The organism is Bradyrhizobium diazoefficiens (genome assembly GCF_016612535.1).
Taxonomy (GTDB): domain Bacteria; phylum Pseudomonadota; class Alphaproteobacteria; order Rhizobiales; family Xanthobacteraceae; genus Bradyrhizobium; species Bradyrhizobium diazoefficiens_C.
The window spans coordinates 1,601,950-1,617,720 of the sequence record NZ_JAENXS010000002.1 but is presented as its reverse complement, the minus strand read 5'-3'; the positions used below and the strand labels follow the sequence as shown (position 1 = coordinate 1,617,720).

At 63.7% G+C, this 15,771-nt stretch carries 17 protein-coding genes; 8 read left to right on the top strand and 9 right to left on the bottom strand.

Annotated features, from left to right (window positions below; genetic code table 11):
* Positions 1-14: 14 nt before the first annotated feature.
* Positions 15-776, top strand: coding sequence for a hypothetical protein (locus JJE66_RS24590; RefSeq protein WP_200517052.1), 762 nt, complete (start codon positions 15-17; stop codon positions 774-776).
* 62 nt (positions 777-838) lie between these two features.
* Here JJE66_RS24590 and JJE66_RS24585 read toward each other — a convergent pair whose 3' ends face one another.
* Together JJE66_RS24585 and JJE66_RS24580 are read right to left on the bottom strand one after the other, a co-directional pair.
* Entirely contained in the window at positions 839-1,264 is a 426-nt protein-coding gene (locus JJE66_RS24585) for a GFA family protein (RefSeq protein ID WP_200517051.1), read from the bottom strand.
* A 67-nt stretch (positions 1,265-1,331) separates the two neighbouring features.
* Positions 1,332-2,024, bottom strand: coding sequence for an L-2-amino-thiazoline-4-carboxylic acid hydrolase (locus JJE66_RS24580; protein ID WP_200517050.1), 693 nt, complete (start codon positions 2,022-2,024; stop codon positions 1,332-1,334).
* A 137-nt stretch (positions 2,025-2,161) separates the two neighbouring features.
* On the opposite strand from JJE66_RS24580, the gene JJE66_RS24575 reads away from it, so the two are divergent.
* Positions 2,162-2,788, top strand: coding sequence for a LysR family transcriptional regulator (locus JJE66_RS24575; protein ID WP_200517049.1), 627 nt, complete (start codon positions 2,162-2,164; stop codon positions 2,786-2,788).
* Positions 2,789-2,836: 48 nt separating this feature from the next.
* On the opposite strand, the gene JJE66_RS24570 is transcribed toward JJE66_RS24575, so the two are convergent.
* The 4 genes from JJE66_RS24570 to JJE66_RS24555 form a co-directional block, all read right to left on the bottom strand.
* Complete coding sequence (locus JJE66_RS24570; protein ID WP_200517048.1) at positions 2,837-4,159, bottom strand: chloride channel protein; 1,323 nt, start codon at positions 4,157-4,159, stop codon at positions 2,837-2,839.
* An 86-nt stretch (positions 4,160-4,245) separates the two neighbouring features.
* Positions 4,246-4,647, bottom strand: a complete 402-nt coding sequence (gene arsC, locus JJE66_RS24565) for an arsenate reductase (glutaredoxin) (RefSeq protein WP_200517047.1) — start codon at positions 4,645-4,647, stop codon at positions 4,246-4,248.
* Positions 4,644-5,345: an MIP/aquaporin family protein gene (locus JJE66_RS24560; protein WP_200517046.1), complete on the bottom strand. Its 702-nt coding sequence runs from the start codon at positions 5,343-5,345 to the stop codon at positions 4,644-4,646. Before JJE66_RS24560 ends, arsC begins: the two co-directional genes overlap by 4 nt.
* Positions 5,346-5,423: 78 nt before the next feature.
* On the bottom strand, positions 5,424-5,786 hold the full coding sequence (locus JJE66_RS24555; RefSeq protein WP_200518753.1) for a helix-turn-helix transcriptional regulator: 363 nt from the start codon (positions 5,784-5,786) through the stop codon (positions 5,424-5,426).
* 135 nt (positions 5,787-5,921) lie between these two features.
* On the opposite strand from JJE66_RS24555, the gene JJE66_RS24550 reads away from it, so the two are divergent.
* From JJE66_RS24550 to JJE66_RS24530, 5 genes are all read left to right on the top strand, one after another.
* Positions 5,922-6,239, top strand: a complete 318-nt coding sequence (locus JJE66_RS24550) for a helix-turn-helix transcriptional regulator (RefSeq protein WP_200517045.1) — start codon at positions 5,922-5,924, stop codon at positions 6,237-6,239.
* 49 nt (positions 6,240-6,288) lie between these two features.
* Positions 6,289-7,659 carry an NAD(P)-binding domain-containing protein gene (locus tag JJE66_RS24545; protein ID WP_200517044.1) on the top strand — a complete coding sequence of 457 codons (1,371 nt, stop codon included), beginning with the start codon at positions 6,289-6,291 and terminating at the stop codon, positions 7,657-7,659.
* A complete protein-coding gene (locus tag JJE66_RS24540) occupies positions 7,656-8,849 on the top strand; it encodes an MFS transporter (RefSeq protein WP_200517043.1) in 1,194 nt (397 codons plus the stop codon). Before JJE66_RS24545 ends, JJE66_RS24540 begins: the two co-directional genes overlap by 4 nt.
* 261 nt (positions 8,850-9,110) lie before the next feature.
* Complete coding sequence (locus JJE66_RS24535) at positions 9,111-9,458, top strand: hypothetical protein (protein ID WP_200517042.1); 348 nt, start codon at positions 9,111-9,113, stop codon at positions 9,456-9,458.
* 418 nt (positions 9,459-9,876) lie between these two features.
* A complete protein-coding gene (locus JJE66_RS24530; protein WP_200517041.1) occupies positions 9,877-10,575 on the top strand; it encodes a hypothetical protein in 699 nt (232 codons plus the stop codon).
* 791 nt (positions 10,576-11,366) lie between these two features.
* Here JJE66_RS24530 and JJE66_RS24525 read toward each other — a convergent pair.
* The 3 genes from JJE66_RS24525 to JJE66_RS24515 are packed head-to-tail and all read right to left on the bottom strand — an operon-like array spanning position 11,367 to position 14,827.
* Positions 11,367-11,951: a DUF1254 domain-containing protein gene (locus JJE66_RS24525; protein ID WP_200517040.1), complete on the bottom strand. Its 585-nt coding sequence runs from the start codon at positions 11,949-11,951 to the stop codon at positions 11,367-11,369.
* Positions 11,948-12,526, bottom strand: a complete 579-nt coding sequence (locus tag JJE66_RS24520; protein ID WP_200517039.1) for a DUF1214 domain-containing protein — start codon at positions 12,524-12,526, stop codon at positions 11,948-11,950. The genes JJE66_RS24525 and JJE66_RS24520 overlap by 4 nt, the downstream gene beginning before the upstream one ends.
* A gap of 9 nt (positions 12,527-12,535) precedes the next feature.
* Positions 12,536-14,827, bottom strand: coding sequence for a transglycosylase domain-containing protein (locus tag JJE66_RS24515; RefSeq protein ID WP_200517038.1), 2,292 nt, complete (start codon positions 14,825-14,827; stop codon positions 12,536-12,538).
* 293 nt (positions 14,828-15,120) lie between these two features.
* Here JJE66_RS24515 and JJE66_RS24510 point away from each other — a divergent pair, with 293 nt between their 5' ends.
* On the top strand, positions 15,121-15,636 hold the full coding sequence (locus tag JJE66_RS24510) for a YcgN family cysteine cluster protein (RefSeq protein ID WP_200517037.1): 516 nt from the start codon (positions 15,121-15,123) through the stop codon (positions 15,634-15,636).
* Positions 15,637-15,771 lie beyond the last annotated feature (135 nt).

Sequence of the window (15,771 nt, the reverse complement as noted above, 5' to 3'; positions counted from 1 at the left end):
CTCCGGCTTTTGCAATGCCGGGCTCCATCCGCCAGATCCGCACAATCGCATCGGCCATCCTGCTCGCAGCCGTAGGCGCGAGCCTCGCCGCCTGCAGCGGCGGCGATTTCGGCCGCACCCGCGCCGATATGCGCAGCGACGACATGCATCGCTGGCTTGGCGCCGAGATTACCGGTAGTGTCGGCCTGAAGCCGTCGCAATTCCAGCTCACCGACGAAGAGCGCCAGTTGCGCGACCTCGCCTATCCCATGATCGAGGCGCCGCTGTCGCGTCCCGCGTGGAAGAGCGTGTTCGGTGACTACAAGACCATCCCCTCGCCCTGGCACCAGAAGATCGTGTTCGACCGCACCATGTACGGGCGCACGCTGATCGACGAGCCGCATCGCTCGCATGCTTCGCGCTATGCGCAGCTGATCGACGACGTGCGCAACGACATCACCCGCTTCGAGCCGTTCTTCGGCAGCGCGATCCGCGTCATCGATCTCGACAAGAAGCGCGAGGCCAGCATGGCGCGCGTCTCCGCGCTCTCGCCGCAGGAGAAGGCGGACGCGGTCGCGCGCATGCAGGAGAACGCGCTGATCATCCAGTGGGTGCAGCTGTCGCTCGAGCAGCGCGTCTCGTCCTATCGCTGGGCGCTGGAGCGGCTGGTGATCCAGGCGCCCGACGGCATGGCCGCGGATGCCGATCGTCTGATCGGCGAACTCGCCGCCCAGACCACCAATCCCCCGGTTGCTTCGCAGCCGGCCTACGGCCGCGCGGTCGTCTCGAAGGGCTAGGCGGCCGCTGCTCGCACGACAAAGGTGTCGCCGCCTGTGCCGGGGCCCGGATGCCGCGCGCTCTAATCAGCCAGGATAAACCGGAGCGTGCCGGCCCGCCGCGTCGGCTTGCCGGTGTCGTTGGTGTGATTGACGCCGTCCATCACGGGCACTTCCACGAAATCGAACGGGCTCACCCCGTCCAGGCAGGCCACGTTGACGGCGTAAAGAGACGTGTCGGATCGCCGCTGATGATGGGTGTAGATTCCGCAAGCGGAGCAGAAGAAGTGCTGTGCCGATCCGGTATGGAAACGGTAGCTCGTCAAGGCATCCTCGCCTTGCAGGAATTTGATCCCGCCCATCTCCGCCATGGCAACGACGGCGCCGCGCATGCGGCAGTAGGAACAGGTGCAGCGGCGGATCGAATTGAAGCCGTCGCTCAGCGTCACCTCGAAACGCACCGCGCCGCAATGGCACTGGCCAGTTCGAATGGTCGTGTCGTCCACCATGTCGCCTCGAGCTCCCGTTCGGATCGCGTCTCGCGTCCGGTCTTGGTGAGCGCGCGGGAGCGCGAAGTCAACCGTCGCGGTGCAGTCGCGAGAAGCGGAAATTGCAATGGCTCGCGCCGCCGGCCAGCGTTTGCGTTCGCTCCAGATGGATGCCGCGCGTTGCATAGGCGTCGAAATCAAGCCCGCAAATATTGGGCAGGATCTCCTCGTCGCCATGGCGGCCTGCGAATTTGCAGAAGCCGCAAGCCTTGTAATTGATACCGAATTCAAAGGTGTCATTCGGCCCCGGTGCGACAAAATCGTAGACGAAATCGTCCGGAAACTCTTGTCGATGACTTTCTGTCACGCTTGTTGCAGCCTGTTCGCGCAGCAAGGTCTGGTTCTCCGGCGACATGAATTGATGTCCGGCGGCGAGGCGCTCGGTTTCCGGTACGGTGAGCAATTGCGCCTTGTAGGTTTCGCGCTCGATGTCGCGGATCACCGGCAGCGGCACACCGTGCCGCCGCAGCACGCGGCTGGTCGCCATGAAGCCGATGAGACGCACGAAGACATCGCTCATGCGGCTTGCCGCGCCGCCGACATAGGGTGTCTGGCTGAGGACGATGTCGAGTTCGTCCATCACCTCCCGCCTGATCCCGTTGATATCAGTGAGATGCGCGCGCTCGCGCAACATCGTGTGAGCAAGGTCGAGGCGATGGCGCACCGCGGCCTCCATGGCATCGCGATGCGTCTCGTAGAAGGGATGGATGTTTTCAGCCATTGGACACCATGGGATATTTGGATGGTGAGCCGACCGTAGCCGGGCCCATCAAGTCGGCGCAAAGCATGGTTTCTTCGGCCAAGCCTTAGAAAATCTATTGCAAGGCCGCGGCCCATCGGTGTCAAACTTGCCGTGCGATGACCTACATCCTTCCGCCACTCAATGCGCTCCGTGCTTTCGAAGCCGCCGCGCGCCATCTCAGCTTCAAGCTGGCCGCGCACGAGCTGCATGTGACGCCCGCCGCCGTGGGGCAGCAGGTGAAAGCGCTGGAGGCGCGCCTCGGCGTAAGCCTGTTCGAGCGGCTGCATAAGCAGCTGGTGCTGACCGCGGCCGGTCAGGCCTATCTCCCCGGGATCTCCGATGGTTTTCGCCGCATTGCGGACGCGACCTCGCAATTGAAACCGGCAGGCGCGGTGCTGCTGCAATTGGGTGTCCATGGCAGCTTCGACCCGCGCCGTCTCGATCTGGCAAAGTTTCGTAGCCGGCATGCGGAGATCGGTTTGCGGGTGCTGCAGCCTGCCGGCCTGCACGAGCTGGTCGAAGGCAAGGTCGACCTGTTGATTGCCCGCGGTCTCGGCCACCATCCGGGCTATCGCTGCGACCGGATGGGCGAGGGATCCGGTTTGGGCGATTGGCTGGTTGCACCTGAAGGCACCGCGGATTGTCCCGAAATCGTCAGTCTTCGCGACTGGCTGCGGGCTCAGACCGCCGGGATCCCGCGCGCAAACCGCGGTCCTCGATTGGTCGGCGGCATCGGAAGCTGACGGGGCTTCGGCGCGGGTCGCGAGGATTCGAGTAAGTGCCCGGTGCGTTCAGGTCGAGGGCGGTTGCTGCGCAGGGACTTCCGAGTACGTTTGCAAGAAGCCCTTGGCGAGCGCGTGGTATATGCCCTCGGGGCACAGCAGGCGCGACGCTGCCTGGGCGATCAACGCGGAGGCCATCAACGGCACCACCATGGCGTGGTTGTTGGTCATCTCGGTCACGATGACGAAGGCCGTGATCGGAGCTTGGACGACGCCGGCGAAGTAGGAGACCATCCCCAGCAGCATGAATGCGCCGACAGGGGCGTGCGAAAACAGATGTGCGACGTTCGTGCCGATGCCGGCGCCGACGGCAAGCGAAGGCGCGAAAATCCCGCCCGGAATCCCGCTGATTGCGGAAAGCGCGGTGGCCGCGAGCTTCAGCAGGCCGAAATCCCAGGGAAGCGGAATGTCGCTCTCCAGGGCCGACTTCACTTGCGCATAGCCGGTGCCGTAGATCATGTCCCCCGAGGCCAGGCCGCAAAGGGAAACGCCAAGGCCGCACGCCGCGGCGAATGGCAGCGGAAATCGCTTCGTCAATGGTCCCAGCCGACCGGGCAGTCCGCGCGCGAATTCGATGAGAAGCCTGCTGAACGCGCCACCGGCCAGTCCGCCGGCCATGCCGCACAACGGCACGGCGAGCCAGTCAGTCCCGTTCCGCAGCATCGTCGAGCTGCTGCCGAAATAATCGTAGTTTCCGACCAGGGCCAGCGACGTCAGACCTGCCGCGATCACAGCGCCAATGACCAGGCTGCTCGTCCTGGTCTCATAGGCCCTGCTCATCTCCTCGATGCCGAACACGATCCCCGCGAGCGGCGTATTGAATGCGGCGGCCACGCCGGCCGCGGCGCCGGCCAGGATCAGTCCCGGTTGGCGGCGCGGCGACATCCGGCCCAGGGCGAACATGACGGAAGCGCCGATCTGGACAGTCGGCCCCTCCCGGCCGACCGAAGCACCGCAGAGCAGCCCGAGCAGCGTCAGCAACACCTTGCCGACGGCAATGCGGATCGAAACGAGCTTCTCGCGCGCGCTGTGCTCGGTGAGCTGGCGTGCGGCAATCGCTTGCGGGATGCCGCTGCCCTGCGAGTTCGGAAAGAAACGGTTGGTCAGGTAGACGGACAGCGCAAACCCGAGCGGCGTGACGATGAGCGCAGCGTAACGCGATTCCGACAGCAGGTACGTGAACGCGACTTGTGCCCAGTCCGCCAGCTTGGCCAGAGCGACGGCCAACGCCCCGACCGCGAGGCCGCCGATCAGAAAGGTCAGTCGTCTCCGCCAGCGGACTGAAACGACCCTGATGGAGCGAAGGCGACGATCGGTAAAGAGTTTAGGCATGCACTGTCTGAGTCGGCGTAGCTGCCACCATGCCGGTGTTTTGCCCGACGTGTCAAAGGTGTACGAGCGTTAGGATCGACGGCTGCTTACCGTATGTCGACCACCTCGCCATCCTCCTTCACGAACCGCCCGACGGGATTGTTCAGGAGATCGATGACGGCCTCGGAAGGGCGGCACAATCGGGTGCCCTTTGGGGTCACGACGATCGGACGATTGATCAGAATGGGATGCCTCGTCATGAAGTCGAGCATCTCATCGTCGGTCCATTTGGGATCGTCCAGCCCAAGTTCCTTGTATGGCGTTCCCTTCTCGCGCAGCAACGCGCGGACGGATATTCCCATCGCCGCGATCAGTTGCTTGAGCGTTTCGCGCGTCGGCGGCGTCTTGAGGTATTCGACGACGGTTGGCTCCGCGCCGCTCTGCCGGATCATCGCGAGCGTGTTGCGCGAGGTGCCGCAGTCGGGGTTGTGATAGATCGTGACGCTCATCGGTTTGTTTCCGCGATTGGGACAGGGCCGCGCGCATCGGAATGTCCGAGCAGCCAGTTCATCAGCAGCAGGCCGGCGAACGCTCCGCAGAGTTCCGCGAGGATGAATCCGGGTAGGTCCGTGGGGCGAATGCCGGAGAACGTGTTTGTCAGAGACCGCGCGATGGCCACTGCCGGATTGGCGAACGACGTGGAGGCCGTGAACCAATAGGCCGCCGTGATGTAAAGGCCGACCAGCCAGGGGACCGCCGTCCGCTGAAAGCGGATACCACCAAGGATCGTCGCGACCAGCCCGAAGGCGGCGATGGCTTCGGCGAACCACTGCGGCCCGCCTGTTCGAACCTTCGTTGAGAGATCGAGCAGGGGCAATCCGAACATCAGATGCGCGGCCATCGTTCCTGCGATGCCGCCGGCGATCTGCGCAACCACGTACAGCACGGCTTCGTTCACCGGCAGCTCGCGTTTGCCGGTGAAGACCAGCGTGACCGCCGGATTGAAATGCGCGCCGGAGATCGGACCTAGCACCGTGATCAGGACGACGAGAATGGCGCCGGTCGGCAGGGTGTTGCAGAGAAGCGCAAGCGCGACGTCCTTGGTCAGCGTCTCCGCCATGATGCCGGAGCCGACGACGGTCGCGACGAGAATGGCCGTGCCGAGTGCTTCGGCCGCGAGGCGTCGCAAAAGGTCGAAATTGTCCATCAGTTGGCCTTCGGCGTCGGGCGGAGCACGCCTTCGAAGGTATCGATCCAATACGAGAGTAAGACGTTATACATCTGGTCAGACACGGGCTCGCCCCTTTCGTTTTGGAGAGCAGCAGGCTTGCAGGCTGTCGACGACCGGCTCGCAAACTTCCGGCCGCCCGCCGCAGCAATCACGCAACAGGAAAACCGCGACGTCCCGGAATTCCACCAGGTTGGCGCGGTAGACGATCGAACGGCTATGCCGCTCGGAGGTCACGAGACTCGCGCGCGTCAGGATCGACAGATGGGCTGACAATGTGTTCGGCGGGACTTCCAGCAGGCGTGCGAGATCGCCAGCGGCAAGGCCGTCGGGCTCGTGTTTGACCAGCGTCCGAAAGGCCTCCAGGCGGGTCGATTGGGACAGGGCGGCGAGCGCAAGGACAGCTTCTTCAGTTTCCATATATCGAGATGTATGGAAATATTTGAGGGCCGTCAATCCGAAAGGTCTCGCCGGTCGCATTTTTGGCGGCGTTGCTATTTCGAACATTCTAGAAAGATGGTTGACGGTAGAGCCGGACAGGCGCATGTTGAGCCCATGAAGATCGCCGACGCGGCAGCTCGCCTCGAAGCGCTGGGTAACCGGACCCGGCTTCAGATCTATCGCGCCCTTGTCCGGGCTGGACGGTCCGGCATGCCCGTCGGACGCTTGCAGGACAAGCTGAAGATCCCGGCATCGACGCTGTCCCACCACATCAAGTCCCTGGTCGCGGTCGGGCTCGTCAGCCAGGTCCGCGAATCCACGACGCTGGTTTGCCATGCGAACTACGACGCGATGCAGGGCCTGGTCGATTTCCTGGTCGCGGAGTGCTGCGCGGACGAAGCCGAGTGTGGGGGTGCGCAGTCGGCGGCCTGATTTTGGGGCCGATTTATTCCATGATTCTAGAATGATGGGAGTAGCGAAAATGAGCGACGGAAAGACGGTCGCCGTCGTCGGGGCAGGGCCCGTCGGCCTCGCCGCAGCTGCGCATGTGCTGGAGCGAGGCATGTCACCCATCGTGCTGGAAGCCGGACCAGGGGCCGGACACACGATGCGCCAGTGGCAGCACGTCCAGTTGTTCTCGCCCTGGGAGTACAATGTCGACAAGGCCGCCGTGCGTCTGCTCGCGCCGACCGGCTGGAATTCGCCGGAGCCTCAGGCCTATCCGACCGGCGGCGAGTTTCTTGAGAAATATCTCGAGCCGCTCGCGACGAGAACGCCGCTGCGCGAGGTGATCCGGACGTCAAGCCGCGTCTCGGCCATCAGCCGTGTCGGCTTCGACAAGGCGAAGACGAGGGGACGCGAGCAGGTGCCTTTCGAAATCCGCTACCAGAACGGCAAGGGCGCTGAAGTGCTGCGCGCAGATGCCGTGATCGATACGTCGGGCACTTGGTTCTCTCCCAATCCGGCTGGCCGCAACGGTCTGCCGGCGATCGGCGAGCACGAATGCGCCGCGCACATCGCCTACGGCATGCCGGATGTCCGCGGTGCCGGTCGTTCCAGATATGCAGGCAAGACCGTTGCGGTTCTCGGTGCCGGTCACTCCGCGGTGGGCACGCTCATCGATCTCGTGCATCTCGCGGACGAGGTGCCGGGGACGCGACCCGTCTGGCTGTTGCGTGGCGCCGATCCTGCGAAGGCCTTCGGTGGCGGCCAGAACGACCAACTTGCCGCACGCGGTGAGCTCGGCACCGCCTTCGCCGCGCTGGTTGCTTCCGGGAAGATCGAGGTTGAGACCGAATTCGGCGTCACTCATCTTTCGGAATCCGAAGGTCGCCTCGAGATCGCGGCGGGCTCCTGCTGCGGCGCGCGAAGCGTGGTCGTGGACGAACTGATCGTGTCGACGGGCTTCCGTCCCGACTTTTCGTTCCTGTCCGAACTGCGTCTGCGGCTCGATCCGGCCATAGAGGCGCCGGTCGCACTGGCGCCGCTCATCGATCCCAACGAGCATAGCTGCGGGACGGTGCGCCCGCACGGCGCGCGCGAGCTTGCCCATGATGAGCCGGGCTTCTACCTGGCCGGCATGAAATCGTACGGCCGCGCCCCGACCTTCCTCATGATGACGGGCTATGAGCAGGTCCGATCGATTGCCGCCGAACTCGCCGGCGACAAGGCGGCAGCGGCGAGACTCGAGCTTGTGCTGCCGGAAACCGGCGTCTGCACGCGTGGTGGTGTCGAGTCGGCCGAGGCTGCATCAGGATGTTGCGGCGGCCCGGCAAAGGAAGAATCATCGGCCTGCTGCGCCGCCGACGAAACAGCCAGGAAGGCCGGTGCCTCGGGTTGTGGTTGTAAATGAAGCCGGTTCTTGCGGGCGAGGCGACCGGCTCAGTTGCCGTCGTCGTGGGGCTCGGCACCGCGCAAACCATTGCGTGGGCGTCGAGCTACTATCTTCCGGCCGTGCTTGCCGTTCCGATCGCGCGTGATCTCGGCCTTGCACCGACCTGCGTGTTCGCGGCGCTGTCGGGTGCGCTCGTCATCTCCGCACTTCTCGGCCCGCGCGTCGGGCATGCGATCGACAGGTTTGGCGGACGACGACTACTTGCTGCATCGAACGCCGTCTTCGCAGCAGGCTTGCTGATGCTGTCCGCCGCCCATGGCATGGTGTTGTTGATCGCCGCGTGGATGATGCTCGGGATTGGCATGGGTATGGGTCTTTACGAAGCGGCATTCGCGACGCTCACGCGCATCTACGGCACGGGCGCTCGAAAGTCGATCACCGGCATCACTTTGATCGCCGGCTTTGCGAGCACCGTCGGCTGGCCGCTTACGACCTGGTTGGATGCCGCGTACGGCTGGCGAGCGGCTTGTCAGGTCTGGATGGTGATCCACGTCTGCCTCGCCTTGCCGCTCAATCTTCTGCTGCCGCGTGCCGCGCCGCTCGAGCCGACCGCTCGACCGGCGTCAGGGGGGAGCCCACATCCCGGACGCCAGAGCGAGACTTTTGCGATGGGCGTTCTGGCTTACATGTTCGCGGCGACGAGTTTCGTCAGTTCGGGAATGTCGGCAATTCTGCCCTCGATGCTGGTCGCGTTCGGTGCGACGCCCGCCGAGGCCCTGCTTGCAGGAACCCTCGTCGGCCCAGCCCAGGTCGGCGCTCGCCTTCTCGAAGCCGGATGGCTCAACCGGTTTCATCCGCTGTTGTCGGCGAGGCTCGCGGCGCTGATGAATCCGATCGGCGTCGTCGCGCTGATCGCCGGAGGCTCGGTCTTTGCGCCGGCTTACACCGTCCTGTATGGAGTGGGCAACGGGATCATCACGATCGCGCGCGGCACGCTGCCCTTGGTGTTGTTTGGGCCGGTGGGATTTGGGAAGCGTGTGGGTATGATTTCGCTTCCGGCCCGGCTAACGGGTGCCGCCGCACCGCTGGCACTGGGGCTGATGGTCGAGCACATCGGGCGCGGTGCGCTGTGGATCAGCGCGCTCACTTCCGTCTCCGCGTTCTTCGCGCTTCTGTTCCTTCGTGCAGCACCGACCTCAAGAGCGTGACGGCACGCGGCTTGAAACTCGTGCGCTCGCTGGTTCAGGCGAGCTCCGATCCTCAACCTGCGACACTCCACCGCGCTGATCGTCAGTTTCCAGTCAGCTTCTCTCACTAGCGCTCTGAAAACGAAGAAGCGGACGTGCTGGGCTCTTGCGCCGCTGGCCTCAACTCTGCCCCGGGACGGGCCAGCGGCGGCAACCAAACGGCATGGAAATCCGGCAGCGAGGAGACTAATCTCTTCGCCAAATGATCCTAAGGAGGCTCCAATGTTCTGGCGCCACTGCCTGTTGGCTTTCCTGCTATATCAGGGATCGACCGTTCAAGCCGGCTCGATGAACAAGCAAGACCCCTGGGATGCGCATCACATTTCCGATTTGCCCCCGGAGGTCCGGCAGTACATCGCCGGGCTATGCAAAGGACCGGCTGCAGCGCAGCATGATTTTGCGACTTACAACCCGCAGGAACATCGCTGGCGGATCAACATCGAATATCTCAATTGCCGGGGGCTCGGCCACGATTTCCGCGAGGGCAATCAGTGCCTCGATGTCGACTTCGTTGAAGTCGGATCGCACTACCGTCTTGCTCGCAAGACCTACGCAGCCTGTGGTTTCTGACAGAAGCCCGCCAGTGTCATCGATGCAGATCGTTCGTTTGAGGTTCCTGCTCGTCGAACGACTGGACTAGCTACCGTAGTCAAACCGGGAAGATGTCGGACCGGGTTTCTTACCTGCTGCAAGGAACTGGACGACGTCCGCAAGAGGACAATTGCTGACATTGCGAGAGCGACTGCCCTCGTCAGCTAAGGGCCCACAAGCGAACCTCGCCCGTACCGTCGAGATGCCTTCCGGCAGTATGTTGGTTCGATTCCAATCGGACGGCAGCAAGCGCGTTGGCGGGATCAGGTTTCGCAGCACACGGGCACGGAAGTCGGCGATGTAGTCAATGTGCGCCTTGGCTCCGGCAAGACCTGAGGTTGTGGATAAGTAAGCAACCTTGCGCCAAGCGCTCTTTCGACGCGATACACTTGAGAGCATGGGAGTTCTTGAAAACTTTAAGCGTGCCGCCGGTATTGGCAATATCGCTCATCTTGTTTGGACGTTGCTGCCAGCCGCGTGGCAACTGGCCGCCATCGCCGCTCTCGCCGCTGTCACGGAGCACTACGGCTACTCACAGTTGGGCCTCGCCAGAAGTTTGTACTACTCCTCCGGCGTCGTTGCCTTCGGGATGGTGAGCTTCTTTTGCTACTTGCGCATCCAGCAAATGATCGGGCTTTACAAGCGAGTATCTGTGCCGAACATCGGCGCGCGTAGCGTGGTGCTCGATAAAAACGAAACCGAAATTCAAAACGTCATTCTGGGGCTGGATCTCAGAAACGACAGTCAACAGCCAATTTTCTACCGTCTGCGACGAGCCAATGCATCGCTTGCTGGTCGCACGCTGGCCAGCGATCTTGTCGACGACAAAAACACGTTCATCATTGCGGCCTTCGGCGGTATGGTACCGATCAATCTTGGGTCGATCTTAGGAGTGCCGACCCGGGCAGGAACTCCATCGGGCATCGTCGAACTGGAGCTTGACTATGGTGGCGTCGACGGCGAGCTCTCATATCACCTGAACTACAAAGCAACGATACACATCATGATTGTTACTCCGATTGGCACGAAGCAGAAACAGGCGCAGATAATTGCCGAAGTATCGAAACTCGAGCACACCAAGAACCGCAAGAGCTAAGGCCGCTGCCCGCCAATGCCGTTAGTGCCGCCCTGACCTCGGCAACGTCATGCTTCGATAGGTTTGGCCACGCACCGTGATCGGGATCGCCAGTATTTCCGCCCGCACCGTCCGCAGCACGCCGGACCATTTCGCTCCGACAACGCCACCACGCGCTTGGAATAGGCGACTTCCGGTTCGGGTCAAAAGCCGAAATTCGGATCGAGCGCGCCAAACGTCTGCTACGGGCTCAAGCGGACATTGGGGAGACCTGAACTAAACGGCGTCGCCATTTAGGTTGCTTCGTTCTGGGACCAAGGCGCTCGCAATTCCAGGGCGACGCAATTGTTGCCGACAAATGTGAGGTCTCAGGAACGCGACGGCATACGGGTTAGCTTTCGCACGCTTGCTGGATTGACGCGCGCTGGTTCAGCGACAACGCCCGGCTTTGTCGGCGCCTCGATCTCAGGCTGAATTGCAAGCGCGTCGCGCATCCACCTCGGCCAGCGCTCCAGATCCAATTCTGAATTCGCAGGCAGAGCCGGCCTGACGATCTCGGCGGGTGATTCCCTGGTCATGGCATTCCTCCTTAGACATAAAAAACCCGCGCCGGATTGCTCCGCGCGGGTGTGACGATCTTTCGATGATGCCACTCTGCCAGTGTTTTGCCCGACGTGTCAAACGCGACCAGAATTGTCGCGTTGCCGACCGCTCGGGGTGCTTGAATGAAGCCCAGTGATTTCAATGTCCACGCTACTGTGCATGGGGTTGTTTTCGCGCCTTGGTTTCGTTGCTCGTCGAAACGCCGCGCGTCAGCGCCGGCCGCGCGGGGCCTCGGCCTTCGCCGGCGCCTCGGTCTGCGGCGCGCAGGTCGCAGCCTGAAGCGAGGCCTGCGCCTGCGGCATCAGGCCGGGCTCCGCGGCGAGCGCCTTCATCACGATCAGGCCGCTCGTGCTCGGGGAATCGATGATCAGGCGGTCGGCCGCGGTGATCTCTTCGTCCTCGGGCAGCTCGTCGTGCTGTGCCTGCGTCATCAGGTCGAGCTCGATCACCTTCTTGCCGGCCGAGCGGTCGTTGATCGCGTAATAGGCGATCTCGTTGCGGGTGTAGAATGACAGCGAGGTATAGGCCTGGCTCACCGGCACGGTGAGCTTGATCGGTCCGCCCGACAGATCGTAACGGCAGATCGCCACCGCAAAGGCCGGATCCATGAACGGCATCGGCGAGGTGTTGGGATCGGCGAGGGGAAGCTGCGTGACCGCGTTGAGCTTGGTCATCGGCGTCAGCCGCGAATAGGCGTCCTGAGTTGCGATCCGGGGCAGCGCCAGCACGCTGACGAGATGGACCACGAGGCCCAGCACCACGCCGGCGACGATCGTGAACAGGAGCCGGATCATGAGCAGCCCACCGTCGAAATCGCAGGCATCGGCGCGTCGCGCTTGGTCCGCGTCGCCACGCCGACCGGTGTGTCGTAGAAGCGCAGCATCAGCGTGTAGCGCTCAATGCCGCCGGTCGGCAGCCAGTTGCCGGCGCGCGAGCGCGAGGCGATGTGGATCTCGAACGAGCCGTCGGACTGGCGCACGATCTCCTGGCTGGTGAAGCCGTAGCGCTGCAGCGCGTTGGCGACGAGATGGCCCTTGCGGTCGTACAGCGTCAGCGTCCAGAACCGTGCCGGCGGTGTCACGCCTGAGACGACGACATCGCAGCGGCCGTCGAGCGGCTTCTTCTTGTCGTCGGCGGTCGCGGTGAAGGCGACGCCGTCGCCGGTGCCGATCGGCAGCTCGCCGTTGCGCACGATGGTGGCGCGCGAATAGGGATCGACGTCGGCGGTGCCGGTGCGCGGGCGCGCGGTCCAGGGGCCGATGGTCAGCGCGCCGATCTCGGTGCCGCGCGTCGTCGTCATCCAGGTGACGCCGACGCCGACCACGGTCGCGATCAGCAGGGCCGTCAATGTGGTCAGGATCAGCCGCACGGGATCTTGTCAGTTCTTGCGCGGGGTGGACGTGTTCGCGTTCTCCTCCGCCGCATAATTCTGCGGGAAGGCGAGCGCGCTCGTCGACGACGCCGGCTTGGCCTGCTTGCCATCGTCGGCAGCCGCCTTGGTCGCGGTCTTGGCCGCGTCATCGAGCAGCTTCTCGACGCGCACCAGAACGTCGGCGCCGCGCTTGGTCAGCACCGGCGGCGGACCGGGCTTGGTCTCCAGCACCTTCGGCGCGGCGTTGGCCTGGGCGTTGGCCACTCGCTGCGACGGCAGCTTCTGGCCCATCCCGACGCCGGGAATCTCCCTGACCTCGACGCCCTGATGGGCCGCGAGCATGATGTCGTGCCAGGTCTGCGCCGGCAGCGAGCCGCCGGTCATGCGGTTGGTCGGCGAGTAGTCGTCATTGCCGTACCAGACCGCGCAGGTGAAGTTGCCGGTGTAGCCGACGAACCAGGCGTCGCGATACGCATTGGTCGTGCCGGTCTTGCCCGCAGTCGGAATGCCGTCGAGCGCTGCGCGGCGCGCGGTGCCTTCGCTGACGACGTGGCTCATCATGCCGGCCATGTCGGCGGCGATGTTCGGCGGAATGGCCTGCCGCGGCTTCGGGCCGTCGCGGTCCCAGCGCCACACCAGATCGCCGGCGCCGGTGCGCACCTCCAGCACCGCATGCGGCGTCACCGCCTTGCCGCGGTTCGGGAAGGTCGCATACGCAACCGCGTGCTCGATCACGCTGACCTCGTCGGAGCCGATCGGCAGCGACGGCGTATCGGGCAGGGGGGCCTTGATGCCGAAGCGGCGGGCGACCTCGACGATCTTGGCGCGGCCGATCTTGGCCGGGTTCGGCGCCTTCGGCTGCTCCTTCTGCCCGATCGCAATCGACAGTTTCACCGGCACGACGTTGATCGAGCGCGTGATCGCCTGCGTCAGCGTCACCGGGCCGGAATAGGAATGACCATAGTTCTGCGGGCACCAATTGCCGATGCAGACCGGGCCGTCGACCACGATCGAGTTCGGCGTGAACCCGTTCAGCAACGCCGTGGTGTAGACGTAAGGCTTGAACGACGAGCCCGGCTGGCGATAGGCGTCGACCGCGCGGTTGAACTGGCTCGCGCCGTAATCGCGGCCGCCGACCATGGCGCGAATGCCGCCGTCGAGATCGGAGACGACGGTCGCGGCTTGCGTCGCGTGATAGTCGCGGCCGAACTGGCGCAGCTGGTTCTCGATCGCGTCTTCCGCGGCCTTCTGCACATTGGTGTCGATCGCGGTACGGACCACGAAGACGCGCTCGGTGTAGGATTTCGGGAAGGTGTCGACCAGCTTGCGCATCTCATCGAACGCATAGTCGAGATAATAGTTCGGTGAGGCCTCGTCGCGGCGGTCGACGGCGAAGGCCGGATTCCGGCGGGCGCCGAACACCTGGCCCTCGGTCATGAAGCCGGCATCGACGAGATTGTCGAGCACGACGTTGGCGCGGGCGCGCGCGGCGGGCAGGTTGATGTGGGGCGCGTATTTCGTCGGCGCCTTGAACAGGCCGGCGAGCATCGCGGCTTCCGCAAGCGTCACGTCGCGGGCGGATTTGTTGAAGTAGAAATGCGCCGCGCCGTCGACGCCGAAGGTGCCGCCGCCCATATAGGCGCGGTCGAGATAGAGCTTGAGGATCTCGTTCTTGGTCAGGCGCCATTCCAGCCAGACCGCGAGGAACGCCTCGTTGATCTTGCGCTCGATGGTACGCTCGTTGCTCAGGAACAGATTCTTGGCGAGCTGCTGGGTGATCGAGGAGCCGCCCTGGCGGACGCCACCGGCCTGCGCGTTAGTGACCAGCGCGCGGGCGGTGCCGGCGATGTCGATGCCGAAATGGTCGTAGAAGCGGCGGTCTTCGGTCGCGAGCGTCGCCTTGATCAGCACGTCCGGAAAATCCTCCAGCGGGATCGAGTCGTTGTGCTTGATGCCGCGGCTGCCGATCGGATTGCCGTAGCGGTCAAGGAACGTCACCGCGAGGTCGGACTTCTTCAGCCAGTCCTCGTCCGCGGTCTCGCGGAAGGCGGGGATGGCGAGGATGAGCATCAGCACCATGCCGCCGAGGCCGATCGTTGCGGCCTCCGACAGCGGCTCGATGAACACCCAGCGCTTCCACCGCCCGACATAGAAGCGGTCCATGAAGGTCGAGTAGCGCTCGTAGAGCTCGCGGATGCCCTTGGCCGACGAGAACAGCGAGGAGTCGATGCGCGCATCGAGGTCCAGGAAGAAGTTCCTGACGCGACTCTTCCAGTTGGATGGTGTGTTCTGGACCACCTAGAACCCTTGAGGCTCGCTTCGAAAGCGTTCAAGCACCCGGCCGGGGCGGCATCGAGACGTCTTGCGGGATTGTTGCGGCAAACCCAAGGCGCCCGCGTCGCGTCCGAGGGGACTTGCTGTTCTTCTAGCCGAGCGGGGCCTATAAACCAATGGTCAGGCTCGCAATTTTGAACAACAGGCTGAATTGAACCCCGGTTCATTACGGGCCTTGAAGGGGCGTTGCTTGCGGCTTGACCGCCGCACGCCCTACATGGCGCTAGCAGTAGCTCTTTCGAATCGAATTGAGGCGCATGACCGCAGCTCGCAAACGACCTTCAGATCAGGATGGATTCTTCTGGAAAACCAAGAAGATGGAGGACATGTCGGCGGCCGAATGGGAGAGCCTGTGCGACGGCTGCGGCCGCTGCTGCCTGAGCAAGCTCGAGGATGAGGATACCGGCCAGATCTATTTCACCGACGTCAGCTGCAAGATGCTCGATTCCTGCACTGCCGGCTGCAAGGACTACGCGAATCGCTTCGACTTCGTCCCGGACTGCGTTGTCATGACCCCCGAGAAGGTCCGCACCCTGCCTTGGCTGCCCCCGAGCTGCGGCTACAGGCTCGTTGCCCAGGGCCGCGATCTCTATTGGTGGCACCCGCTGATATCCGGCGATCCCAATACGGTGCATGAGGCCGGCGTGTCCGTGCGCGGCCGGGTGTCGGGCACCGAGGACGAGGTCCCGGACGACAAGCTCGAGAACTATCTCGTGCAATGGCCGGGGCAGGTGCCGAAACAGGCACGCCTGAAGCGACGTCCCAAGGAGTGATTACGGACTGATCCGTCCGCCGCTTCGGATCACTTGTTCGGGATGACCGCGGTGCGGGATGCACCCATGCGCCGCGGTGCCTGCCTGAGAAGAACTTTGCTGTCTACATTGGCTTTGTAGAATGAATCCTTCGCG

What these genes read in the sequence shown, in the direction of transcription:
- JJE66_RS24590 (WP_200517052.1), top strand. Translation starts at nt 15, where the DNA reads ATGCCGGGCTCCATCCGCCAGATCCGCACAATCGCATCGGCCATCCTG.
- JJE66_RS24585 (WP_200517051.1), bottom strand. Translation starts at nt 1,264, where the DNA reads ATGGTGGACGACACGACCATTCGAACTGGCCAGTGCCATTGCGGCGCG.
- JJE66_RS24580 (WP_200517050.1), bottom strand. Translation starts at nt 2,024, where the DNA reads ATGGCTGAAAACATCCATCCCTTCTACGAGACGCATCGCGATGCCATG.
- JJE66_RS24575 (WP_200517049.1), top strand. Translation starts at nt 2,162, where the DNA reads ATGACCTACATCCTTCCGCCACTCAATGCGCTCCGTGCTTTCGAAGCC.
- JJE66_RS24570 (WP_200517048.1), bottom strand. Translation starts at nt 4,159, where the DNA reads ATGCCTAAACTCTTTACCGATCGTCGCCTTCGCTCCATCAGGGTCGTT.
- arsC (WP_200517047.1), bottom strand. Translation starts at nt 4,647, where the DNA reads ATGAGCGTCACGATCTATCACAACCCCGACTGCGGCACCTCGCGCAAC.
- JJE66_RS24560 (WP_200517046.1), bottom strand. Translation starts at nt 5,345, where the DNA reads ATGGACAATTTCGACCTTTTGCGACGCCTCGCGGCCGAAGCACTCGGC.
- JJE66_RS24555 (WP_200518753.1), bottom strand. Translation starts at nt 5,786, where the DNA reads ATGGAAACTGAAGAAGCTGTCCTTGCGCTCGCCGCCCTGTCCCAATCG.
- JJE66_RS24550 (WP_200517045.1), top strand. Translation starts at nt 5,922, where the DNA reads ATGAAGATCGCCGACGCGGCAGCTCGCCTCGAAGCGCTGGGTAACCGG.
- JJE66_RS24545 (WP_200517044.1), top strand. Translation starts at nt 6,289, where the DNA reads ATGAGCGACGGAAAGACGGTCGCCGTCGTCGGGGCAGGGCCCGTCGGC.
- JJE66_RS24540 (WP_200517043.1), top strand. Translation starts at nt 7,656, where the DNA reads ATGAAGCCGGTTCTTGCGGGCGAGGCGACCGGCTCAGTTGCCGTCGTC.
- JJE66_RS24535 (WP_200517042.1), top strand. Translation starts at nt 9,111, where the DNA reads ATGTTCTGGCGCCACTGCCTGTTGGCTTTCCTGCTATATCAGGGATCG.
- JJE66_RS24530 (WP_200517041.1), top strand. Translation starts at nt 9,877, where the DNA reads ATGGGAGTTCTTGAAAACTTTAAGCGTGCCGCCGGTATTGGCAATATC.
- JJE66_RS24525 (WP_200517040.1), bottom strand. Translation starts at nt 11,951, where the DNA reads ATGATCCGGCTCCTGTTCACGATCGTCGCCGGCGTGGTGCTGGGCCTC.
- JJE66_RS24510 (WP_200517037.1), top strand. Translation starts at nt 15,121, where the DNA reads ATGACCGCAGCTCGCAAACGACCTTCAGATCAGGATGGATTCTTCTGG.